The 22,754-nt window shown below is 46.8% G+C and carries 18 protein-coding genes; 10 read left to right on the top strand and 8 right to left on the bottom strand.

Translation table 11 applies throughout. The annotated features are described in order from the left end of the window. Positions 1–128 precede the first annotated feature (128 nt). From C9J01_RS08510 to nirB, 3 genes are all read right to left on the bottom strand, one after another. Positions 129–983 (bottom strand): formate/nitrite transporter family protein, encoded by an 855-nt coding sequence (locus C9J01_RS08510; RefSeq protein ID WP_107297709.1) that lies wholly within the window; start codon positions 981–983, stop codon positions 129–131. A 111-nt stretch (positions 984–1,094) separates the two neighbouring features. Beyond that, positions 1,095–1,418 carry a nitrite reductase small subunit NirD gene (gene nirD, locus C9J01_RS08515; RefSeq protein ID WP_107297710.1) on the bottom strand — a complete coding sequence of 108 codons (324 nt, stop codon included), beginning with the start codon at positions 1,416–1,418 and terminating at the stop codon, positions 1,095–1,097. 2 nt (positions 1,419–1,420) lie between these two features. Beyond that, positions 1,421–3,979, bottom strand: a complete 2,559-nt coding sequence (gene nirB, locus C9J01_RS08520) for a nitrite reductase large subunit NirB (protein WP_107297711.1) — start codon at positions 3,977–3,979, stop codon at positions 1,421–1,423. A 437-nt stretch (positions 3,980–4,416) separates the two neighbouring features. On the opposite strand from nirB, the gene C9J01_RS08525 reads away from it, so the two are divergent. The 4 genes from C9J01_RS08525 (at position 4,417) to C9J01_RS08540 (ending at position 9,929) form a co-directional block, all read left to right on the top strand. Further along, the gene (locus C9J01_RS08525) at positions 4,417–6,678 is read left to right on the top strand and encodes a hypothetical protein (RefSeq protein ID WP_158264511.1); all 2,262 of its coding nucleotides are present in this window, start codon (positions 4,417–4,419) and stop codon (positions 6,676–6,678) included. A gap of 124 nt (positions 6,679–6,802) precedes the next feature. Next, positions 6,803–7,063, top strand: a complete 261-nt coding sequence (locus tag C9J01_RS08530) for a hypothetical protein (RefSeq protein WP_107297713.1) — start codon at positions 6,803–6,805, stop codon at positions 7,061–7,063. Positions 7,064–7,533: 470 nt separating this feature from the next. Further along, the gene (locus C9J01_RS08535; protein ID WP_107297714.1) at positions 7,534–8,709 is read left to right on the top strand and encodes an amino acid permease; all 1,176 of its coding nucleotides are present in this window, start codon (positions 7,534–7,536) and stop codon (positions 8,707–8,709) included. 422 nt (positions 8,710–9,131) lie between these two features. Beyond that, positions 9,132–9,929, top strand: coding sequence for a DUF4922 domain-containing protein (locus C9J01_RS08540; protein ID WP_107297715.1), 798 nt, complete (start codon positions 9,132–9,134; stop codon positions 9,927–9,929). A 10-nt stretch (positions 9,930–9,939) separates the two neighbouring features. On the opposite strand, the gene bluB is transcribed toward C9J01_RS08540, so the two are convergent. From bluB to C9J01_RS08555, 3 genes are all read right to left on the bottom strand, one after another. Next, positions 9,940–10,584, bottom strand: coding sequence for a 5,6-dimethylbenzimidazole synthase (gene bluB / locus C9J01_RS08545; RefSeq protein ID WP_107297716.1), 645 nt, complete (start codon positions 10,582–10,584; stop codon positions 9,940–9,942). Positions 10,585–10,759: 175 nt separating this feature from the next. After that, on the bottom strand, positions 10,760–12,847 hold the full coding sequence (gene fusA / locus C9J01_RS08550) for an elongation factor G (protein WP_107297717.1): 2,088 nt from the start codon (positions 12,845–12,847) through the stop codon (positions 10,760–10,762). Between the two features lie 396 nt (positions 12,848–13,243). Further along, on the bottom strand, positions 13,244–13,471 hold the full coding sequence (locus C9J01_RS08555) for a c-type cytochrome (RefSeq protein WP_336596067.1): 228 nt from the start codon (positions 13,469–13,471) through the stop codon (positions 13,244–13,246). 303 nt (positions 13,472–13,774) lie between these two features. On the opposite strand from C9J01_RS08555, the gene C9J01_RS08560 reads away from it, so the two are divergent. Beyond that, positions 13,775–14,317: a heme NO-binding domain-containing protein gene (locus C9J01_RS08560; RefSeq protein ID WP_107297719.1), complete on the top strand. Its 543-nt coding sequence runs from the start codon at positions 13,775–13,777 to the stop codon at positions 14,315–14,317. A 2-nt stretch (positions 14,318–14,319) separates the two neighbouring features. After that, positions 14,320–16,065 (top strand): ATP-binding protein, encoded by a 1,746-nt coding sequence (locus C9J01_RS08565; RefSeq protein WP_237156911.1) that lies wholly within the window; start codon positions 14,320–14,322, stop codon positions 16,063–16,065. Positions 16,066–16,092: 27 nt separating this feature from the next. On the opposite strand, the gene C9J01_RS08570 is transcribed toward C9J01_RS08565, so the two are convergent. Beyond that, positions 16,093–16,548: an RNA methyltransferase gene (locus tag C9J01_RS08570; RefSeq protein ID WP_107297720.1), complete on the bottom strand. Its 456-nt coding sequence runs from the start codon at positions 16,546–16,548 to the stop codon at positions 16,093–16,095. A 73-nt stretch (positions 16,549–16,621) separates the two neighbouring features. Next, positions 16,622–16,954: a PBPRA1643 family SWIM/SEC-C metal-binding motif protein gene (locus C9J01_RS08575; protein WP_107297721.1), complete on the bottom strand. Its 333-nt coding sequence runs from the start codon at positions 16,952–16,954 to the stop codon at positions 16,622–16,624. 273 nt (positions 16,955–17,227) lie between these two features. Between C9J01_RS08575 and C9J01_RS08580 the strand changes: the two genes are divergently transcribed. Genes C9J01_RS08580 through yejF form a run of 4 tightly spaced genes read left to right on the top strand, consistent with a single transcriptional unit; the run spans position 17,228 to position 22,708 of the window. Further along, positions 17,228–19,009 carry an extracellular solute-binding protein gene (locus tag C9J01_RS08580; protein ID WP_419686624.1) on the top strand — a complete coding sequence of 594 codons (1,782 nt, stop codon included), beginning with the start codon at positions 17,228–17,230 and terminating at the stop codon, positions 19,007–19,009. Positions 19,010–19,011: 2 nt separating this feature from the next. Continuing rightward, a complete protein-coding gene (locus C9J01_RS08585; protein ID WP_107297723.1) occupies positions 19,012–20,097 on the top strand; it encodes a microcin C ABC transporter permease YejB in 1,086 nt (361 codons plus the stop codon). After that, positions 20,097–21,119 (top strand): ABC transporter permease, encoded by a 1,023-nt coding sequence (locus C9J01_RS08590; protein ID WP_107297724.1) that lies wholly within the window; start codon positions 20,097–20,099, stop codon positions 21,117–21,119. The genes C9J01_RS08585 and C9J01_RS08590 overlap by 1 nt, the downstream gene beginning before the upstream one ends. A gap of 2 nt (positions 21,120–21,121) precedes the next feature. Next, positions 21,122–22,708 (top strand): microcin C ABC transporter ATP-binding protein YejF, encoded by a 1,587-nt coding sequence (gene yejF, locus C9J01_RS08595; protein WP_107297725.1) that lies wholly within the window; start codon positions 21,122–21,124, stop codon positions 22,706–22,708. Positions 22,709–22,754 lie beyond the last annotated feature (46 nt).

Consider the following 22,754-nt stretch of genomic DNA (forward strand, 5'->3'; position numbering starts at 1 on the left):
CTTAAGGTGTAGATTTAAGACCGAGATTTTTACCCTAAGGAGTTATTACTTTTTATAGCCAAAACAATACAATAGGCTTGTAAATTGGTGTTGGTCCCGAGCAATTGCCCGGGACCAAAATATCATGATTACTTAGTGCCAAATGCAGGTGCTGCATTTACCGCTGAATCACTTTCTACATCGATAGCAGGTGCTGTTTTCGCGTGGGTCAGGTAAAGAGGAACACACGTAAATAGCAGGCCACCGACTAGGTTACCAAGAATGGTTGGTACCAGGTTGAAGCTCAGCCAGGTTGAAATAGTGATATCAGCACCCAGCATCATACCTAGCGGGAACAGGAACATGTTCACAACAGCGTGTTCAAACACTAGCGCGAAGAAGATAAAGATTGGCAGCCACATTGCCGCAATTTTGCCTGCTACGCTTCGTGCTGTCATGTTGCCGATAACACCTAGGCAAACCATCAGGTTACACAGGATACCGCGGACAAAACAGGTGATCCAACCATTGGCACCTAGCTCCTCAAAGCCGACGGTACGTGCTGTTGCTGCCTTAATGAAAGTTTGACCGACAGCGCCAGGTTCTACGCTGAAGTTCATTGTGAAAGAAAGGGCGATAAGGAAAGCAACAAGCAGCGAACCAATCAGGTTACCTAGGCCAACAAGGCCCCAGCAGCGCAGTACTCGGCCCCAGGTAATACCCGGGCGATTTTCGAATTTGGCCAGTGGTGCAAGACCAAATACACCGGTTACCAAGTCATAGCCCATTAGGCTCAAGATACAGAAGCCAACAGGGAATACCAAGGCTCCCACAATACCAATGCCTGTCTGTGTGATGGTGGTGATCGCCACAACAACCGCCAACGAGAGGATAATCCCCGCCATCGTACCACGCAAAATCAGATCGCGTGTTGATGTGCGGATTTTAGCTTCACCCGTATCAATCATTGTTTGAACGAATTCCATCGGTTTTGAATAGGACATCATGTCACTCCAAAAAGTTAAATTAAAATTGAATAGTCAAAGGCTCTCACTCAAGTGATGGGCAAAGAGCCTTTTCGCTATTAAATCTTTGCTATTTAACCGGCTGTATAATTACGCCGCGATTTCGACTTTGCCGTTAGTTACACGGGCATTGAAGGCTTTGATGTTAAAGCGTTCATCTTCCATGCAAGCACCGGTCGACAAGTTGAAGCGTTGCTTCTTCAATGGGCTCGCCACCCAAAGTTCGTCTTGGTGTTGGCAAATCAGGCCGCGTGATAACACATTAGAGCGGGCAAACGGGTCCATATTGCTGATAGCGAACACTTCTTCAGCTTCGCTTGGACGAAAGATAGCAACCTGCTGGCCGTTGAACAGCGCACATACACCAGTACCCGGAGTGATATCTTGGATATCGCAAATTTGTTCAAAAGCCATGATTAGTTCTCCAATTCAACGTGCAGGATATCGCCAACCGCACCTGGGTGTTTTTCTGTGAATGTTGCTGGACGGTGCTGGTCACGCTCGGTGACGAATACTACGTTGTCATCACGCAAGTCAGAGTTGATGAAGTGAGCGAAGCGGGTCAGTTGAGACTCGTCGTTGATTGTCGCCGTCCACTCGCACTCGTACTCATCGACCAACTTGGCAACGTCAGCTTCAAGTTGGGCGTTGATACCCAGTTTGTCTTCCACAATCACTTCACGTAGGTAGTCGACACCACCTTCCATGTTTTCCATCCATACCGAGGTACGCTGAAGTGGTGCAGCAGTGCGGATGTAGAACATCATGAAGCGGTCGATATACTTAATAAGGGTTTCTTGGTCAAGGTCGCTGGCAAGTAGGTCGGCATGGCGAGGCTTCATACCACCGTTACCACATACATACATGTTCCAGCCGGCATCTGTTGCGATGATGCCAAGGTCTTTGCCCTGTGCTTCGGCACATTCACGGGTACAGCCAGAAACACCGAACTTCATCTTGTGCGGGGTACGGATACCCTTGTAGCGGTTTTCGATAAGTGAGCCTAGGCCAACAGAGTCCTGAACGCCGTAGCGACACCAAGTCGAGCCCACACAGGTCTTCGCCATTCGCAATGCTTTGGCGTACGCTTGACCCGTTTCGAATCCTGCATCAATCAGCTTGCGCCAGATTTCAGGAAGGTCATCTTTTTGTGCGCCGAACAGGCCGATACGCTGTGCACCGGTTACCTTGGTGTACAAGCTGTATTCTTCAGCCACGGCAGCAAGGGCACCGAGTGCTTGTGGTGTAACTTCGCCACCAGCCATACGCGGAATCACGGAATAGGTACCGTCTTTCTGGATATTACCCAGGAAGTTGTCGTTGGTGTCGTGCAGTTTAACCAGTTGAGGTTTGAGGATATGTTCACCCCAGCATGAAGCTAGGATAGAACCAACCAGCGGCTTACACACTTCACAGCCGTAGCCTTTACCGTACTTCTCTAGTAGTTCATCGAAGGTTTTGATTTCTTCGATACGGATCAGGTGGAATAGCTCCTGACGTGAATAGGCAAAGTGCTCACAGACATCGTTCTTTACTTCGATGCCGGACTTGGCCAACTCGGCATTTAGAACAGATGTCACAAGCGGAATACAACCGCCACAGCCAGTACCCGCACCTGTTACTGCTTTAACATCAGCCAGAGTGTGGTTGCCATCAGTTACGGCTTGGGCGATTTTTGCCTTGGTAACATCGAAACAAGAACAGATCACAGCGCTATCAGGCAGGGCATCTGCGCCAAGCGATGGCTTTTCGGCACCCGCATGGGCAGGGAGGATCAATGCATCAGGGTGCTCAGGCAGCTCCATTTCATTGAGCATTAGTTGCAGCAGGTCTCCATAGTCAGACGTATCGCCAACCAGTACAGCACCCAATAGCTTCTTGTTATCTTCAGAAACGATCAGGCGCTTATAAACTTCTTGCTCTTCGTTCTGGTAGACAAAGCTCTTGCAGCCAGGTGTACGGCCATTGGCGTCACCGATAGAGCCAACTTTTACGCCAAGCAGTTTTAGCTTGGCACTCATGTCAGCGCCTTCAAATCGGTTGTCTTCACCAATCAGGTGGCTCACTGCAACCTGCGCCATCTTGTAACCCGGGGCAACCAAACCGTAGAACATTTCGTTCCAAGAGGCACATTCACCTATGGCGTAGATGTTTTCGTCTGACGTCTGGCAGAAATCATTGATAGCCACACCACCGCGAGGGGCAACATCCAGCTCCATTTGACGGGCTAGTTTGTCCTGAGGGCGGATACCTGCAGAGAACACAATGAAGTCTGTTTCAAGCTCACTGCCATCTGCAAAGCGCATGACGTTGCGGGCATTAGTGCCTTCTGGCGCGATTTCCAACGTGTTTTTGCTGGTATGGACGTTCACACCCATACGTTCGATTTTCTGGCGTAGTTGGTTACCACCAGCCAGATCTAGCTGCTCTGCCATTAGTTTTGGTGCGAACTCAACAACGTGGGTTTCTACCCCGAGTGCTTTTAGTGCACCAGCGGCTTCAAGGCCAAGCAGGCCGCCACCGATAACAACACCGACTTTGCTTTTCTTGGCGTTGGCTTCGATAGCTTTGAGATCTTCGATAGTACGGTAAACAAAGCAGTCTTTGCTTTCGTGGCCTTTAATAGGTGGAACAAATGGGAATGAGCCAGTAGCGAGGATCAGCTTGTCGTATTGAACTTCACGACCCGTGCTGGAGTAGATGACGCGGTTTTCGCGATTGATGTTAATCGCACGTTCGCCAAGGAGGATGTTGATTGAGTGTTTCTGGTAGAAGCCTTCTTTAACGAGCGAAAGTTCTTCGGCGGTGTGGTGGGAGAAATACGATGACAGATGAACCCTGTCATAGGCGACACGAGGCTCTTCACAGAAGACGGTTACCTCGTAATTGTCCATATTGGCTTTATCGACCAACTCCTCGATAAAGCGATGGCCCACCATTCCGTTGCCGATGATGGCCAGTCTCACTCTGCTCATAAGATCCTCTACTACAAAGTCATAAATTCTGAATGGGATCTTAATGAGACAATGTGTGAATAAATATGACGTAAATCAATTACAGTTTTGAATAACTCTAAAGGGGTAGGCCATTTAAAATCAATGACTTAAAATACATAATATTGTATTACAAGAATAAATATGGAGAATTAATACAATAATTATGAAAGAGATAGCCTTTAAGATGTGTTCTTTTCTTACATATTATGAAGCTTATGTGACAGTCATGTATTTTGCTTCTAATGCCAGAAGGTTGGGTGGATGTCATTTGGGGTTGAAAGAATAAAAACATATAAAAAACATAAATAATATATTAAATCAATTATTTAAGAGAGAGTGGTCGTCGGGGTTTTGCTGCTTTTCATTTAGGATAGCCGAGCGTCTGAAAGCAGTTTAATAAACCGATGGAAATGACAATGATAAAAAATACACAACCTCTATGTCTGGCACTTGTCATTGCGGCTACGCTCACGGCCTGTGATGAAGAAAGTACTTCTGATGCTCGGATGTATGTACCGTACAATCTCGATTCTGTGACTTACCCTAATGACATATTGCTCACCGATGACGATGGCACTATTGAAATGAAGGTAGAGACCAGTGGCGAGGAGGTAGATTACCGAAATTATGAGAATGTATACGGTGCACTGGACGGCTGGTCTACTGGCTACCCTATCATCATTCCTTTAATGGGACCGGAGCATGACGTTGATCCTACGTCTTTGGCTTCAAGCGTGATTATTTTCAATGCAGAAGAGGGGAGCGAGCTGGTTTATGACAAGGATTTTACTGCTGAAATAAACGAAGATGGTGATTTAACGATCCTACCAATGACAGTATTGTCTGGCTCAACGACTTATGTATTAGCGCTGACAGACGGTCTGAAAAATAGCGCTGGAGAAAGTGTTCTTAAAGCTTCAATAAACTACCAAAAGCTTGAAGATGGGGACGACCTTGGGCATTTATTGGGTAATGAGGCCAGCAGTCAGATTCAAAATAACCACAACTTGGTTGCAGACGCGGCAGGTGGTCAGAATATTGTGTACAGTGCGCAATTCACGACCCAGAGTATTTATCCAGTGATGGATGAGGTGGTTAAGAATATAGACCCTAATATTGAGCTCAAAATACCAAGCCCTCTAAGCTCACAAACTGGTGACTCAAAAGCTAGAAAATTGATTAAGGCAAGCTTAACCGTTCCTTATTATTTGGAAATGCCTCAGGCAGATACGTGTATTGTTCCTGAGCTTTATAATGATGTGACCACCGATGCGGTAACCCAAGAGATAATTAAAACGATTGAAGCGAATAAAGTGGCATCTTGTCCGGAGTTATATAGCTGGTGGAAGGGGGCTAATGGTGAGTTTGTTACACGAGATAACCCGACTCCAGTAGCGACCACGACACAGGATGTTGAGGTTGATATTTACGCTCCAGGTGATTGGGATGGAGAGGAGCAATTGCCAGCTGTGATTTTTGTTCATGGTATTACCGGCCATAAAGGAAATGCAGGCTTGATGGCAAATAAGATTGTTGCTGACGGTCGTTTGGTGATAGCCATTGATAATCCACTACATGGTGATCGAGGGGTGAATCTTGATGATGATGCTGAGCCTGAAATAACAGCAACAGACGGCGAGATAAATCAAGATAAAGCCTCTTATCTGAATTTGTTAAGTCCGCTTACTTTACGTGACAATCAGCGCCAAGCGGTGGCTGATCAGCTCGCACTACGAAAAGCGTTAAACAACGCTGATTTTGTTAATAAAGATGATATAAGTTTGGTCGGTCAGTCTTTGGGAGGAATTATTGCGACTATGGTCAGTGATATGTCGCAACATTACCCTGATGATTTGAAGTTTAAGACTGTAAGTCTTGTTGTTCCTGGTATGCACTTAACTGATTTAGTGATGAACTCTCCTTTCCTCGGTGAGGAAGTGGAGGGCGAAATTCGAAACTCTACTGATATTCAGTTAGCCGTAGCAGGTATGGTTGGTGTGTATGATTCTGAGGTGCAAACTAAGGTAGAGGGCTTGAATGCATTAGCTGGATTTAAGGCCGAAAGTGGTGAAAATGCTGAGAAAGCCACTGGTATCGAGGATATGGTTTTCGATATGGTCGCTTCAGAGATGTATCCGGCAGTTCAAGTTGCGGTGGATAGTGGTGACCCTGCTAACTTTATTCAACGTCAACGTGATAACACTCAGCAACCACTTTTGATGATTGAGGCTGCTGGTACTTGTGACCCATATATTTTAGGGGATTGTGTTGTCGAGGGAGGCGATAATTATGACTATATCCCAGATGAAGTGGTCGTGAACTATGTTCCGGGTAAACCGCTAGTTGGCACAGAGCCATTGATTGAGCATTTGAAGTTGTCGGCAATTTCTGAAGGGACTTCGGATACTGAAGAAGGCGAAGTCATTCGTGGTGTGGTTCGTGCAATGCACGGCGGGCACGGTACTTACCTATTCCCATATGAAGGGCCAGCAGTTTGTGTGGAAACTAACCCAGAAGGTATCTGCGAACAATTTCGTCCTATGGGCGAAAAAGATGAAGGTTTCGGAGATTACTTTGTCGAAATTTCCAAATCAACCGGGATGCAGCAAGATGCAGTGGTTAGCTTTATTAACTCAGGTGGTACTTCAGTAACGGTTGAAGGCAGCCCCGTGCATTAATCACAAAAAACTCAATTACTGACGAGTAAATCGCCGAGGGGTAGTCACGAGAGTGATTACCCCTTGCAACTCGGCATGATTTTGGTAAAACAAAACTATCGTTGAGTGAAACAGAGAAACAGGGATGAACGAATCGGCCAAGTCAGTGGCAGAAAAGTTACTAAGTCCAGCAATTTTGGAACAAGTGAAAAAGCAAGGCGCCATCAACGCCCTCGAAGAGGTCTACAGTAAAGCGCGCTATGCACGTTTCACCCGTGTGAAGTGGAGTGGTAACTTCTACGACGGCCTAGTTTTTGACGATGGCAGCACCATCAGTGTTTACCCAGCCTCGTTCAACAAGTTGACGCTTATCGCGGCTAAATCCGGCGAGGTAGTATCAGCTTAAGCCCTATTTCTAAGTGACAACTAACCCTTTGAGCCAATGGCCAAAGGGTTTTTCTTTGCCTGAAATCTTAATTTTCATTATTGGAATATAAGATTTCATGTGCGAGTGTTGAAGTGCTTCTAATGACCATATAAGTTGCTAACTGACCAAACAAAACAAGGGTAATCAGTGGAAGGTTACCTTACTTATAGGGATTTATCGTTGTTGGAGTACGATTAATGAACAATAAAACTGCGGGGAAGATCCATCTATCCTCGGCCTCTTCTTTAGCGAACGCTTGCGCTTGCCTATCTCAACCTGCCAAACCTTCCGCAAACTTCCAGTTTTACGGCTATTTTGCCGCATTCCGATTTAGTCACTAATTCTCTATTGCTGCTTTTTCATCTGCAGCACATTGATAAATAGATTATTTCCCCATTTTTGTTTTCTGCCCTTTAGGTGGCGGAGACACATTATTACGAGACAAAATTGTGAATCTAAAACTGCTTGGTAGTTCTCTTATTATTGCGGGTACGGCACTGGGTGCCGGTATGTTGGCTATCCCTATGGTGTTGGCTCAGTTCGGGCTGGTATGGGGCACGTTGCTGATGCTGGTGATCTGGCTTGGTACAACATACGCTGCCCTTCTCTTGCTTGAAGCCAGTATTAAAGCGGGTGGTGGCCTTGGCATGAATACCATTGCCCGCAAAACGCTAGGTAAAGGTGGCCAACTGGTGACCAATGGCCTGTTGTATGCGCTGCTAGTTTGCCTGTTGATGGCTTACATCATTGGGGCAGGGGATCTGGTACAGAAGCTGCTATCGAGCATCGGCCTTGATCTCAGCCTGATGCAGAGTCAGATTGTCTTTACCTTGGTTGCTGGTGTGGTCGTCGCTGCAGGTACTGCTGTGATTGATAAGCTTAACCGTGCCCTGTTTGCTGTGATGGTCATTATGCTGGTGCTAACGCTACTTTCATTGGTGCCGACTATTTCAATTGAAAACCTGATGGTAGCAACCAGCGACAATAAGATTGACCTGATCAAAACCAGTTCGGTATTGTTCACCAGCTTCGGCTTTATGGTGGTTATCCCATCACTGGTAACTTACAACAAAGAAGCGACCCATAAGCAGCTACGAAACATGGTTGTGATCGGCTCGCTTGTCCCGCTGTTCAGCTACCTACTATGGCTATATGCGGCGATGGGTAACCTAAGTGCAGAGCAGATGGTTGATTTCAATAACGTTTCTGAACTGATTGCGGCACTGGGATCAAGCCACAGCATGATTAACCTGATTCTGTCAGTGTTCACAGGCCTTGCCCTGCTCACTTCTTTCCTTGGCGTGGCAATGGCCCTGTTTGACCAAAACGTGGATACGTTCCGCCAGAACCGAGCAGTGACTTACGTACTGACATTCATCCTACCGTTAGCGGGTGCATTGTTTGCTGCTGATCAGTTCCTTTCTGTACTAGGCTACGCCGGTATTATCTTGGTATTCCTGGCAGTATTTATCCCAATGGCGATGACGATGAAGCTGCGCAAAGAAGATGACAGTACATTTGAGGTCGATGCGTCGGGTGTGCTGTACCAAGCATCAGGTGGCCAGTTGGCGATGGGCTTGAGCTTCCTATTCGGTTGCTTCCTTCTGGCGGCAGAGTTGATTTAATATCGACGAAGTTTTGAAAAACAAATAGGTATAAGGGCGTTTACTGGGTAAACGCCCTTTTTGTTTCTACCTGAATGATGTAAAAGGCAAACAGGCTGGATAGGTAGGATGCGACCAAACAAAACTACCTGTTGAAGTTTTAGCGACCAAACAAAAACTTCTAACTGCTCTATGGAGTACTATTGGGAATAGGATAAAGCAGTGTTTTCCAATGGCATTGATAATACAAACTTTCGTGGTTTGCAGCTATATCTAGCCTTCATCCTGTATATGGCAAAAAAGGCTATCGTTGTAAACTAATGTGTACACTGCATTAGGTAACTTCAAGGGTTGTCTATATGGTTGAATAAAGCGTTTTGAAACAAACACCTTGGGCGCACTTGGGTATACAATGGTGAAAGAAGGATAGAGAGGAGGGACTTATGTCCGGTCAAACTGAAACGCTGTGGGAAAAAGCCAGCCAAGTTTCCGAGCAGGCGTTGGCAGACGGTAGCCTGATGCCGATAGTTACCGATGCCCAAGTGATAGAAGAGCAGGGTATCGCATTTTTAGGCCATGTCGTTACGCCCAATGCAACCAAGAAGTTCCGAGCGACCTCGACCCAAGGCAACCCCTTCCTTCCCTATGAAGAATCACTTTATGTTGCTGATGCCGGGCGAGAGCATGTTTGTTTGTTGAATAAGTTTCCGGTTCTGTCTCCCCATCTGCTTATTTGCTCGAAAGCTTTTGTCCCACAGCAGTCATGCTTAAGCCTCTGTGACTTTGAGGGCTGGTTAAAAGGATTTGATCACCCCGATGTGTTTGGCTTTTACAATAATGGCCCTATTGCTGGAGCAAGCCAAATTCACCGCCATATGCAGTTAGTCCGCTCACCCATCCCACTTGAGCAGGTCATTGCTTCTGGTCAATTGCCTTTTGAGCACCGACTGTTGCCACTGCAAGCGCTGGATGCCAAAGAGTTGTATGCAAACTACCTTTCGATGATGGCTAGCTTGGCATTGTTGCCAGCAACTGAAGGCGAGAATTGCTCTCCTTACAACCTTCTTTTGACGCAGCGTTGGATGTTATTGTTTCCTAGAAGCGCAAATAACATCGATGGTGTCTATGCCAACGGGATCAATTACTCAGGACGTTTTCTGGTCAAGCATGAAGAACAGTTGGCGTGGCTAAAGCAGTACGGGGTGATGAAATACCTTGCCGATTGCAGTCGGCAGGCTTGAGCCGAGACATTCAGTCAGTCCATTTGTCGTAATGGATGGCTTGCTCTAACGGGCGGCGAGACTGCCAACCTCGCTTTTCAAGTTCAGGCTCGTCATGAAAGAAACGGGTATAGCCGAGACAAAGATAGCCAATGATTTCGATATCTTCAGGGATATTGAGCGTGTCTCTAAGTACATTATCATGGAGGATACTGACCCAACCGAGCCCGAGGTTTTCTGCTCTTGCTGCCAACCATAGGTTTTGGACAGCACATACCGCACTATATAAATCCATTTCAGGCTTGATTGTTCTACCAAGTACCACCGGACCTACACGGTTTCTATCACAGGTTACGCAGATACCTACCGGTGCTTCTTCTATCCCTTCTAATTTCAAGGCTTGGTATTTCCCGCGTTTTTCTTGATCAAACATCTGTGCAGACTGCTGGTGAGCTGCGATAAAACCTTGTTTGATTTTGCTTTTGGTCTCAGGGTTGGTCACAACAATAAAGTCCCATGGCTGCATGAAACCGACACTTGGCGCATGGTGGGCAGCTCTAAGAACTCGCTTGAGCACTTTCACGGGGATGGGATTAGGCAAGAATTCACCACGGACATCGCGCCTTGAGAAAATCGTCTTGTATACCGCTTCACGTTCTTGTGGTGTTATTTCCATATGTCGTCGCTCAATCAAGTTAGTACTTTATCAATAGTCATAGCATGATAAGCGGTGCGAGCAAGAGGGGGAAGGGGTTAACGCTACTTGGTTGAAATGATTTCAAAAAGGCAAAAAAAACCCGATAGCTAGGCTATCGGGTTTTATCAGCAATTAAAGCTTACTTAGATAAGAATTACTTCTTAGCTTCGCGCTCTTTAACTTCTGCGATTACCTGCTCAGCAACGTTTGCTGGACATGGTGCGTAGTGTGCGAACTCCATAGAGAACTGACCACGGCCAGAAGTCATAGTACGTAGGTGACCGATGTAGCCGAACATTTCTGATAGAGGAACGTCTGCTTTAATACGAACACCAGTAGTACCAGCTTGCTGGTCTTTGATCATGCCGCGACGACGGTTAAGGTCACCGATTACGTCACCAACGTGGTCTTCTGGAGTGAACACGTCAACGTGCATGATTGGCTCAAGAAGCTGAGCACCAGCTTTAGGCATAGACTGACGGAATGCACCTTTCGCTGCGATTTCGAATGCTACTGCTGATGAGTCAACTGCGTGGAAACCACCGTCGAATAGCTCAACTTCAACGTCAAGAACTGGGAAGCCAGCTAGGACACCGTTGTCCATCATGCCTTCGAAGCCTTTCTCAACTGCAGGCCAGAATTCCTTAGGAACGTTACCGCCAACAACAGTTGAAGAGAACTTGAAGCCAGAACCAACTTCACCTGGCTTGATGCGGTAGTCGATCTTACCGAACTGACCAGAACCACCAGACTGCTTCTTGTGCGTGTAGCTATCTTCAATTGCTTGAGTGATAGTTTCACGGTAAGCAACCTGTGGCTGACCAACGATTAGGTCTACGCCGTAAGTACGCTTAAGGATATCAACCTTGATGTCTAGGTGAAGCTCACCCATACCTTTAAGGATGGTTTCGCCAGTTTCTTCGTCAGTTTCAACCTGGAATGATGGATCTTCTGCAACCATCTTACCGATAGCGATACCCATCTTCTCAGAACCGCCTTTGTCTTTAGGCGTTACTGCGATAGAGATTACTGGAGTTGGGAAGATCATTGGCTCAAGAGTACACTCGTGCTTAACATCACATAGAGTGTGACCAGTTTGAACGTTCTTCATACCAACAACAGCGATGATGTCACCAGCTTGTGCTTCAGTAAGCTCGTTACGGTCATCTGCCTGCATCTCAACCATACGGCCGATACGCTCAGTTTTACCAGTCGCAGAGTTAAGGATAGTGTCACCCTTCTTCATGCGGCCAGAGTAGATACGGATGAACGTTAGTGCACCGAAACGGTCGTCCATGATCTTGAACGCAAGCGCTTTTAGTGGCTCATCAGCAGAAACAGTTGCAACTTCACCAGTTGGCTCACCAGTTTCTTTGTCTGTTAGCGGCTGAGGATCAACTTCTGTTGGAGATGGTAGGTAATCTACAACAGCGTCAAGGATAAGCTGCATACCCTTGTTCTTGAACGCAGAACCACAGAAAGTTGGGAAGAACGCGATGTCACGAGTACCTTTACGGATACAACGCTTGATGTCTTCGATAGAAGGCTCTTCACCTTCCATGTAAGCTTCCATTAGGTCATCGTCCTGCTCAACAGCAGTTTCGATTAGCTCTTCACGGTAAGCTTCAACGTCGTCTACCATGTCAGCTGGAACGTCTTGGATTGTGTAGTTTTCTGGAAGACCAGTCTCATCCCAAACGTACGCTTTACGGCTTAGTAGGTCTACAACACCAACGAAGTCGTCTTCACGACCGATTGGAAGAACCATTACTAGCGGAGTAGCACCAAGAACGTTCTTAACCTGATCAACAACGTTGAAGAAGTCAGCGCCCATACGGTCTAGTTTGTTAACGAAGATCAGACGAGATACTTCTGATTCGTTCGCGTAACGCCAGTTAGTTTCTGACTGAGGCTCAACACCACCAGAACCACAGAATACACCGATACCACCGTCAAGAACTTTAAGAGAACGGTATACTTCAACTGTGAAGTCAACGTGTCCAGGAGTATCGATAACGTTTAGGCGGTGGCCGTTCCAGAAACAGCTAACTGCTGCAGACTGGATTGTAATACCACGCTCAGCTTCCTGCTCCATGAAGTCAGTAGTTGATTCGCCGTCGTGTACTTCACCAGTCTTGTGGATCTGACCAGTAAGCTTAAGGATACGCTCAGTAGTAGTGGTTTTACCCGCATCAACGTGCGCGAAAATACCAATGTTTCTGTATTTAGATAAATCTGCCATTGTTTTTCTCTATAAACAATTAGTGTCACTATTCGGTGGGGGAGTATATCACTGATTCCAACAAACATTACATAGCTCATTTAAGATAAAATGAACATTTGCTTGTTTTTGCTCCGTCTTTTCAGGTTTTCTGGCGTAAACGCTCAATAAACCCACAGGAGCTGCATGTAATAACACATTATGTTTCATCAATCACTGTCAAATTACGCTTTGACAACGGGCTTTTGAGACACACATTGTGATCATTTACCTGCTCATTGTTCACTGAATGTGAACGATGCTAATGCAAAAATGGCAGCCGACATGCCACCAAATCCGCTTAATTCTAGTAGTAAACGCTAAAAGCTACCAGTGGCTTAGGGTAAATTCCCTGACAGTCGAGCATAGGTTGTTACATTATGGTTGCTCGGAAAAATAGATAGCAATGTCTGCCAAATCTTGGTCAGTGAGAACGGAAAGTTGTTGCTTCATCATGTTGCCATATACGCCGGTACGCTCACCTTTTTGATACGCTTTCATGGAGTTATAAAGGTATAGGGCGTTTTGGTTGTTGATATGTGGGTAACCATTCTTTTTGGCCACACCCGTTTGGCCATGACAGAACTGACAGGAAAAAGATTTCATTTTACCGTCCTCATAGTTACCGGAAGGCATCGAGCCTGCAAAGGCGGCTGAGCTGGATAATGTACTTGCTATATAAAGGAAGGAAAAAAGGGTGTTACGTTTCATGGGGTGCTTAGACTTATGATAATTGACCACAAAATAATGCTACTTCCAACCTTTCGCAATAGCGTGGTTACAACCTTTTACTGAAAAAGACTGAGGTAAAGGGCTTGGGGTTATATCTAATGAAATTAGTTGCAATAATTTTGACCACAAGCCATTCGTTTCCCATACTCAAATCATGGGCAAAGGGAGATTAAGTCTATGAAAGGAATTATTTTTACCGAGTTTCTCGATATCGTTGAAAATCGCTTTGGTTTAGAGGTATGCCAGCAGATGCTTGATGATGCCGGGGTTGATGGGATCTACACGGCAGTGGGTAGTTATGATCACCGGGTTTTGGTGAAGATGATTGTCTGTTTGAGTAAAATTACAGGTGTATCTCCTGAAGCGCTACAAGAAGTCTATGGCGAGGCATTATTTACACGTTTGTTAACGACCATGCCACTCGGTAACGGTGATAAACCAACAGGTACTTTCAGCTTCATTGAAAGGGTAGAGCGACACATTCATATTGAAGTGAAAAAGCTTTATCCCAATGCCAATCCACCGCAGTTCGATTTCATATCACAAACCTCAGCCAAGATGGTGCTCGACTATATATCCGCACGTTGTTTTTCCCATGTCTGCCTAGGCTTGATCCGTGGTTGTGTCCAGCACTTCAACGAAGAGATGGATATCGAGATGGAGCCTGTCAACCAAGACCAGAGCCATGTCCGGTTTACGCTGACCCTTAATGCGGGGTAACTATGGGCCTTGAACGCATGGATTTGGAACGCCAAGTTGCTTTGATGCAAAAGAAAATTGACCGGGAGCGTGAAGCAAGGAAAATGGCTGAAACGTTACTGGAGTCAAAAAGTTTAGAGCTCTATCAGACCAAACAGTTGGTAGAGCAGAACCTCGAACAGATGCGAGATCAAGTCGCCAGCGGGTCGGATTTTCTTTCATACCAGCAGAAGATGGATAACTTACTGCTTCGCTTCGGGCATACGTTCCTTAAATACCAACCTTCCTTTGGCATTATCAAAGAATTGCTTGATGCTTTGATTTCCAGCCATGCGGTAAGTGCTTGCGCGGTTAAGATAAGCTGTCAATCAACGCCTGCTCTTAATATTACGTATTGCTCTGAAATCGATGAGAAATGCACGCCTCCCGCCAAGTTGGATACGATTGGTGAGCATTGGGACGAAGGGCATCAGCTACATTGGTTTTCTCTGAGTAACTCGGCGGTAACCGGTTATTTGGTTACCCGTATCGATGAGAGAAGGGAGTGGCATACCACTATCCGTAAGCATATGAACCTAATCGGTGAAATGCTGCGTACGTCGATTGACCGCCAGTTAAAGCTTGAAGATGCTATCCGGGCTAGAAAGTCTGCTGAGGAGTCGGAGAAATCAACCCGTGACTTTTTGGCAATGATAAACCATGAACTGCGAACGCCGTTGAATGGCTTGCTGGGTACTGCAGAGCTTTTATCTGATACCCAATTGGATAACCACCAGAGCGGTTTGTTGTCGACGCTTCATCACTCAGGAGAATTGCTACGGGCGATCATCAACGACTTGCTTGATTACAGCAAGATCAATGCAGGGATGATGGAGTTAGCCATTAAGCCTTTCGATAGTCGCTTGATGACCAATATGCTCAAAGATATTTTCCAGCATCCCGCCAATGAAAAGCAGTTAGATTTTTCGATTCATTTCATGCCGGATACGCCACAGTGGTTGCTGGGGGATGAAGACCGTATCAAGCAAATCTTCGTCAACTTAATTGGTAACGCCATAAAGTTCACCCAGCAGGGATACGTGTCGGTCACTATTGGGTGGCAAGATGAGGCGCTGAGGTTTATGGTGCGCGATTCAGGTTGTGGGATCCCCAAAGATAAAATCGCTACCTTATTCCAACCGTTTACCCAAGTGGATAACTCCAGTAACCGCCAACACGAGGGAACAGGGTTGGGCTTGGCTATTTGTAAAAAGCTGGCTGAGCAAATGAAAGGTTGGATCGACGTTGATAGCGAAGATGGCCGAGGCACAACCTTTACGGTGACTTTGCCGCTGGAAATCAATCAGGTCACGGTTGATGAAAATAAAGGTCAATTGGGCGGTGCAGCATCTATTGATGACCTGTCTATCTTGGTTGTAGAAGATTTGAAAACCAACCAGATGATCATCAAGTTGATGCTAGGTAAGTTCGGCATTACGCCGGCGATTGCCGATAACGGCCAGAAAGCACTAGAAATACTTGAGCAGCAGGATTTTGATATTGTCCTGATGGATTGTCGAATGCCGGTGCTTGATGGTTATGCAACAACTGAGCGTTTGCGCAGCACAGGATATAACAAACCTATCATTGCTTTAACTGCTGGGACCACTAAAGCAGAGCGGGAAGAGTGCTTTACAGCGGGAATGGACGATATTCTCTGCAAGCCTTACCAAAGCGCTGAGCTTAGGGAGATGATAGAAAAATGGGGCACAGAAACTGTCCCCCATTAATGTTCTAGCGTATCTAGGTCTCTGGCCTTAGTGGTTTGAGAACCCTTCACCTTTGGCCATACGGTCATAAAGGATGACATTGACCGCTGCGGCAAGGTTCATGCAACCATTCGTTGGGACATAAATGGTCTCACGGCAAAAGTTGGTAATTTCTTTCTTCAACGTACCGTCTTCAGGGCCAAAGATATAAAACGCGCGCTGGGGGTGCTTATACTCCGGAAGGGGCTTTGCGCCTTCAATCAAATCAACCGCCACTGGCACACAGTCATGAGGGATAATATCTTTCAGGTCTTCAACCCCGATCAGTGGAATATCACGAACTGTGTTTTTGGTGTCGGTGCAAAATTTCTTAGCAAGGTCATAGCGCGTACCTGTGTAAAACACACTATTGACGCCATAGCAGCCAGCGGCACGCATGACAGAACCAACATTTTCAGGGGTTTTGGGATTGAATAGCCCAACACAGGCGTAACCTTTGCTCATAACTTGTATCTTTCCGAAATTTTACAACAGCGCGAGATTATACGTTTTCTCGCAAAAAAGTCAGGGTTTAAGCTTAGCCGCAGCACTTCTTGTACTTTTTACCGCTTCCGCATGAACATGGGTCATTACGGTTTGGGGTTTTCTCAAATACTGTCGTCTTAGGTTTGTTGATCAATGTTTCCAGCTCAACCAGATTTTCTTCTGCTTCTGGATTAACCGTAATCGTGGCAACGATTTGGTGCTGTTCTAGCTGTGCTTCGACTTCAGCTTTTTTCTCATCGCTATTCACAATAAGTTCAAGCGGGTTGACTTCAGTGCCTAACTTCTTGGCTTGCTTGGTATTAAAGCCGTAGCTCTCGTGCTTTGGTTTTTTCTCAATGCGGCCTTTATAGAAGAACTTTGACATAGGGTGATCCTGACAAATGTAGATGAGATTGCGGTCCGTAAACCTGAAAGCGGGCGATATTAACGGCTTCAATAGCTTGTCGCAAGTGATCACAGGTTTTCATATTGGCTATTGAGTGGTTGTTCATTTGTCATTAGTGTCCTATCGTAAACATATACCACAAAATAATTTCATCTAATTCAACGAGTAAGATGGTGCCAGTAAGTATCGTCTGAAACAGATTTTTGCATGGAGGCCTAGATGTACAAAAGCGTCTCATCGTTGCTGGTGGCGATGGTCATTGCCGGTTCCGTATCGGCTGGTGAAGTAATTGAAAGCCGCTCTTTGGTCGGGTTTGGAGCAGCCAAGTATCCCGCTGACTTCACCCATTTTGACTACGTCAATCCTGATGCGCCCAAAGGTGGGCAGGTGACCTACGCTCAGGTCGGCACCTTTGACAGTTTCAACCGCTTTGCCTCTCGGGGTGTTTCGGCGGCGGGTAGTGAGGCAATTTATGACACCTTGTTTGTGTCCTCAGAAGATGAAATTGACAGCTATTATCCCCTCATTGCTGAAAAGGTTCGTTATCCGGAAGATTTCTCCTGGATGGAAGTGGACATTAACCCTAATGCCAAATTCCATGATGGTGAGCCGATCACCGCCGCTGATGTCGCATTTACCTTTGATAAATTCATGAAGGAAGGGGTCGCTCAATACAAGGTCTACTTCAAAGACGTCAAATCGGTGACAGCAAAATCGGAGCGAACGGCACGAATCGAAATGGCAGAGCCTAACCGGGAAGTGTTGTTGGCGTTAGTGCAGGGCATGAACGTATTGCCTGAGCATTACTGGAAAGATAAGAATTTAAGCGAACCGATTAACACCCCGCCTGTCGGCAGTAGTGCCTATAAGATTTCCGATTACAAGTCTGGCCAAAGTGTCACCTATACCTTGGTGAAAGATTATTGGGCGAAAGATTTGCCGGTTAATGTCGGCCGGAACAACTTCCAGACGATCAAGTACGATTATTACCGGGATGAAACCGTCACCTTGGAAGCGTTCAAAGCCGGTGAATATGATATACGCGAAGAGAACGTTGCCAAGTTCTGGGCAACGATGTACCAAGGCCCGAATTTTGATAAGGGATACATTATAAAGGAAGAGATCCCACACCAAATTCCCCAATCGATGCAGGCATTTGTGTTCAATACAGAGCGTAGCTATTTCAGCGACCCTAAAGTACGCGAAGCGCTGTCTTACGCCATGGACTTCGAGTGGATGAACAAGAGCCTGTTCTACAACCAGTACACCCGCAGTCGCAGCTATTTCCAAAATACCGATTATGAAGCCAAAGGCTTGCCTTCCGAAGATGAAGTGGCTGTTCTTGCCCCGGTGAAAGACAAAGTTCCAGCAAGGGTATTTACCGAAGAATACCAACCGCCAGTATCTGATGGCTCGGGCCGTATCCGGGTTCAACTTCGCAAAGCGCTCGCTTTGATGAAAGAAGCCGGATGGGAAGTGCAGAACAAGGTGATGACCAACGTCGAGACGGGGGAAGCCTTTACCTTTGAGTTGTTGATGTATAGCCCGACCACTGAGCGCTTGGCTATTCCCCTTCAGAAGAACCTGAAGTTACTGGGTATAGATATGCGTTTGCGAACTGTTGATACCACCCAGTACATCAAACGCCTGCGGGACAGGGATTTCGACATGGTGTCGGCAGGTTACGGGGCGAACCCTTACCCGAGCCCGAACTTGATGATTGCCTGGAACAGCAACTTTATCGACAGTACCTACAACACTGCAGGGGTTAAAGATCCTGCGATAGATTACCTGACCGAGCAAATTGCCGAAAACCAAGAAAACCCGGATAAGCTGCTAAGTCTTGGCCGGGCACTCGACAGGGTATTACAGTGGAATTTTTACGTGATCCCACAATGGCACATCAGTATGTTCCGGGTTTCCAGCTGGGATAAATTCTCTCGTCCGGATGTTCGTCCAAAATACTCTCTGGGCAGGGATACCTGGTGGATTGATAACGAAAAAGCGGCCAAGTTGCCTGAGAAGCGGCGGTAATTATGTCGGCATATATTATTCGGCGTTTGTTGTTGGTGATCCCCACGCTATGGGCGATCATCACCATCAACTTCTTTGTTATCCAGATTGCGCCAGGTGGCCCGGTTGAACAGGCCGTTGCTCAACTTGAAGGCCATAGCTCAGGTATTATGGAGCGTTTCACCGGAGGCGGCCAGGAGGTCGGTTCGTTGGAGCCCTCTGAAAATGGCTCCGGCTATCGGGGTTCACGCGGGTTAGATCCCGAAGTGGTTGAGGCGATCAAGAAGCAGTTCGGCTTCGATAAGCCGCTGCTAGAGCGTTATTTCGATATGCTCAAGGATTATGCCACCTTCAACTTTGGCGAGAGCCTGTTCAAAGGCGGCAATGTGATCGACTTGATCATTGATCGCTTGCCAGTCTCTATCTCACTAGGGCTTTGGAGCACCCTGATCATCTATCTGGTTTCGATTCCGCTCGGAATCGCCAAAGCCATCAAACACGGCTCGCGGTTCGATGTTTGGAGTAGTGCGGTGGTGATCGTTGGCTATGCGATTCCCGGGTTCTTGTTCGCAATTTTGTTGATTATCTTCTTTGCCAGTGGCAATTATTTCAGTTGGTTCCCATTGCGGGGATTGGTGTCGTCCAATTTTGACCAACTGAACTGGTACCAGCAGATTATTGATTATTTTTGGCACCTAACCTTGCCTATTCTGGCGATGGTGATTGGCGGTTTTGCCACTTTGACCATGCTAACCAAAAACGCCTTCCTCGATGAAATCAATAAGCAGTACGTAGTGACAGCTCGCGCCAAGGGGCTAGATGAGCGCAGCATTTTGTATCGCCATGTTTTTCGCAATGCCATGCTGATTATTATCGCGGGTTTCCCGGCGGCATTCATCAGTATCTTCTTTACCGGTGCGATGCTGATAGAGGTGATGTTCTCACTCGAAGGGATAGGATTGTTAGGGTTTGAGTCGACCATACAGCGAGATTACCCAGTGGTATTTAGCTCTTTGTACATCATGACGCTACTGGGGCTGTTGCTGAACATTATTTCGGATATTACCTATACATTGGTCGATCCACGGATAGATTTTGAGGCACGTTAGTGAAACTTAACCCATTAACCAAGGAACGTTGGGCGAGGTTCCGCGCTCATAAGCGGGGCTATTGGTCATTGTGGATCTTCTCGATCCTGTTTTTCTTCAGCTTGTTCGCCGAACTGGTTGCCAATGACAAACCGCTGGTGATCCAGTTTGAATCGCAGTGGTATTTCCCCATTGTCACCCCTTACTCAGAAACCGAGTTTGGTGGTGAGTTTGATGCTGAAGCCGATTATACCGACCCTTATGTGGCGGACTTGATTGAGGCTGACGGTTTTATGATTTGGCCGTTGATCCGCTTTAGTTACGATACCATTAACTACAACTTGTCTGGCCCGGCCCCGTCGCCGCCGGATAGTGTCAACTGGTTGGGTACCGATGATAAGGGGCGCGATGTGTTGGCCCGGATCATTTATGGTTTTCGAATATCGGTACTGTTTGGCTTTGCTTTGACGATTATTTCCACTGTGATTGGGGTTATTGTTGGGGCTAGTCAGGGCTACTACGGTGGCTGGGTTGATTTGTTTGGCCAGCGTTTTATCGAAGTATGGTCGGGTATGCCGACCCTGTTCCTGCTAATCATCCTCTCCAGTTTCGTTGAGCCTAATTTCTGGTGGCTGCTTGGCATTATGGTGCTGTTCAGTTGGATGGGGTTGGTCGGTGTGGTTCGCGCTGAGTTCCTTCGTTGCCGGAACCTCGATTATGTCAGGGCTGCGCAGGCAATGGGGGTCGGTGATGGGCGAATCATGCTGCGCCATATGTTGCCTAATGCCATGGTGGCGTCATTGACTATGATGCCGTTTATTCTTAGCGGTTCGGTTACCACTTTGACCTCACTGGATTTCCTTGGTTTCGGTTTACCGGCAGGCTCCCCGTCATTGGGTGAGCTATTGGCTCAGGGTAAAACTAACCTGCAAGCCCCATGGTTGGGTTTGTCTGCTTTCGTTGTCCTTTCAATCATGCTGAGCTTGCTGGTGTTTGTCGGTGAAGCTGTGCGTGATGCATTCGATCCCCACCATCAGAGGTAACCATGTCACAGCCTATTATTACTATCGAAAACCTCTCGGTGGGCTTTCAGAGCGGAAAATCAGTTAACCAAGTGACTTATAACGTCAGTTTGGATATTAAACGCGGGGAAACCCTTGCGCTGGTGGGGGAGAGTGGCTCGGGTAAGTCTGTTACGGCGAATGCGATATTGCGCCTGTTACCGAAATCGTCCACCCATTATCTCAGTGGGCACATTCATTATGACGGCATCGATATGATGCGCTGTAGTGAACGTGAAATGCGTGGCTTGCGAGGCAACCGTATCGGGATGATTTTCCAAGAGCCAATGATGTCCTTGAACCCACTGCATAAAATTGGCCGCCAACTTTGTGAAATTCTGGCTATCCACCGGGGTACGCGCCAGCGGGAGGCACAGAAAAAAGCGCTGGAGTGGTTGCAGAAAGTTGGGATAAGAAATCCTGAAAAAAGGTTGGAATCCTACCCCCATGAACTGTCCGGTGGTGAGCGCCAGCGGGTGATGATTGCAATGGCACTTATCAATGAGCCGGAACTGCTAATAGCCGATGAGCCGACAACGGCTTTAGATGTTTCGGTTCAGGCACAAATATTGGATTTGCTTAAAGATCTGCAACGCGAAATGGGCATGGCCATGCTGTTTATTACCCATGACTTGAGTATTGTGCGCAAAATTGCCGATCGTGTCGCGGTAATGCAGATGGGACGTTTGGTCGAAACCAACACCATGACCGAAGTGTTTGAGCGCCCACAAGATCCCTATACCATCAAGCTGATCAACTCCGATCCGAGCGGTGAGCCGGTTCCCGTTGATATGGCGGCGACACCGATGTTTGAGGTAAAAGATTTAAGAGTTTGGTTCCCGGTAAAAGGCGGCGTGTTAAAGCGAGTCAAAGATCATATCAAGGCAGTGACCGATGTGAGCTTTTTACTCCGTACAGGCCACAGTGTCGGTCTGGTGGGAGAGAGCGGTTCGGGCAAGTCGACAACGGGAATGGCAATTCTCAAACTACTGGAAAGTACGGGTGAAATTTTATATCGGGGTGAAGACATCTCGGCGTTTAATCGTAAACAAATGTTGCCCATACGCAGCAAGATGCAAGTTGTTTTCCAAGACCCGTTTTCAGCCTTGAACCCAAGAATGTCGGTGGCGCAAATTATTGGTGAGGGATTGAAAGTGCACCAAAACCTAACGCCAGAGCAAGAAGATAAGGTCATTTGTGATGTGATGCGCGATGTGGAACTCGACCCCGAAACTCGCCACCGTTACCCGAATGAATTCTCGGGAGGCCAGCGCCAGCGTATTGCTATTGCCCGCGCCCTTGTGCTCAAACCATCGTTTATCCTGTTGGATGAACCAACCTCTTCGTTAGATAGAACCGTTCAATTTCAGGTGCTTACATTGCTGAAAGACTTGCAGCAAAAGTATAACTTAACCTACCTCTTTATTAGCCATGACCTCCATGTTGTAAAGTCGCTTTGCCATTACACTCTGGTGCTTCGCCAAGGGCAGGTGGTAGAGCAGGGGGAAACCCAATCTTTGTTTAGTGAGCCGCAACAAGAGTATACAAAGCAATTAGTTGCCTTGTCATAGGTGGTATTACCAGACAAATGTAGCTGGGATGTTATGTGCTTCTCAT

The organism is Photobacterium rosenbergii, assembly GCF_003026455.1.
Lineage (GTDB): Bacteria > Pseudomonadota > Gammaproteobacteria > Enterobacterales > Vibrionaceae > Photobacterium > Photobacterium rosenbergii.

What these genes read in the sequence shown, in the direction of transcription:
- C9J01_RS08510 (WP_107297709.1), bottom strand. Translation starts at nt 983, where the DNA reads ATGTCCTATTCAAAACCGATGGAATTCGTTCAAACAATGATTGATACG.
- nirD (WP_107297710.1), bottom strand. Translation starts at nt 1,418, where the DNA reads ATGGCTTTTGAACAAATTTGCGATATCCAAGATATCACTCCGGGTACT.
- nirB (WP_107297711.1), bottom strand. Translation starts at nt 3,979, where the DNA reads ATGAGCAGAGTGAGACTGGCCATCATCGGCAACGGAATGGTGGGCCAT.
- C9J01_RS08525 (WP_158264511.1), top strand. Translation starts at nt 4,417, where the DNA reads ATGATAAAAAATACACAACCTCTATGTCTGGCACTTGTCATTGCGGCT.
- C9J01_RS08530 (WP_107297713.1), top strand. Translation starts at nt 6,803, where the DNA reads ATGAACGAATCGGCCAAGTCAGTGGCAGAAAAGTTACTAAGTCCAGCA.
- C9J01_RS08540 (WP_107297715.1), top strand. Translation starts at nt 9,132, where the DNA reads ATGTCCGGTCAAACTGAAACGCTGTGGGAAAAAGCCAGCCAAGTTTCC.
- bluB (WP_107297716.1), bottom strand. Translation starts at nt 10,584, where the DNA reads ATGGAAATAACACCACAAGAACGTGAAGCGGTATACAAGACGATTTTC.
- fusA (WP_107297717.1), bottom strand. Translation starts at nt 12,847, where the DNA reads ATGGCAGATTTATCTAAATACAGAAACATTGGTATTTTCGCGCACGTT.
- C9J01_RS08555 (WP_336596067.1), bottom strand. Translation starts at nt 13,471, where the DNA reads ATGAAATCTTTTTCCTGTCAGTTCTGTCATGGCCAAACGGGTGTGGCC.
- C9J01_RS08560 (WP_107297719.1), top strand. Translation starts at nt 13,775, where the DNA reads ATGAAAGGAATTATTTTTACCGAGTTTCTCGATATCGTTGAAAATCGC.
- C9J01_RS08565 (WP_237156911.1), top strand. Translation starts at nt 14,320, where the DNA reads ATGGGCCTTGAACGCATGGATTTGGAACGCCAAGTTGCTTTGATGCAA.
- C9J01_RS08570 (WP_107297720.1), bottom strand. Translation starts at nt 16,548, where the DNA reads ATGAGCAAAGGTTACGCCTGTGTTGGGCTATTCAATCCCAAAACCCCT.
- C9J01_RS08575 (WP_107297721.1), bottom strand. Translation starts at nt 16,954, where the DNA reads ATGTCAAAGTTCTTCTATAAAGGCCGCATTGAGAAAAAACCAAAGCAC.
- C9J01_RS08580 (WP_419686624.1), top strand. Translation starts at nt 17,228, where the DNA reads ATGGTCATTGCCGGTTCCGTATCGGCTGGTGAAGTAATTGAAAGCCGC.
- C9J01_RS08585 (WP_107297723.1), top strand. Translation starts at nt 19,012, where the DNA reads ATGTCGGCATATATTATTCGGCGTTTGTTGTTGGTGATCCCCACGCTA.
- yejF (WP_107297725.1), top strand. Translation starts at nt 21,122, where the DNA reads ATGTCACAGCCTATTATTACTATCGAAAACCTCTCGGTGGGCTTTCAG.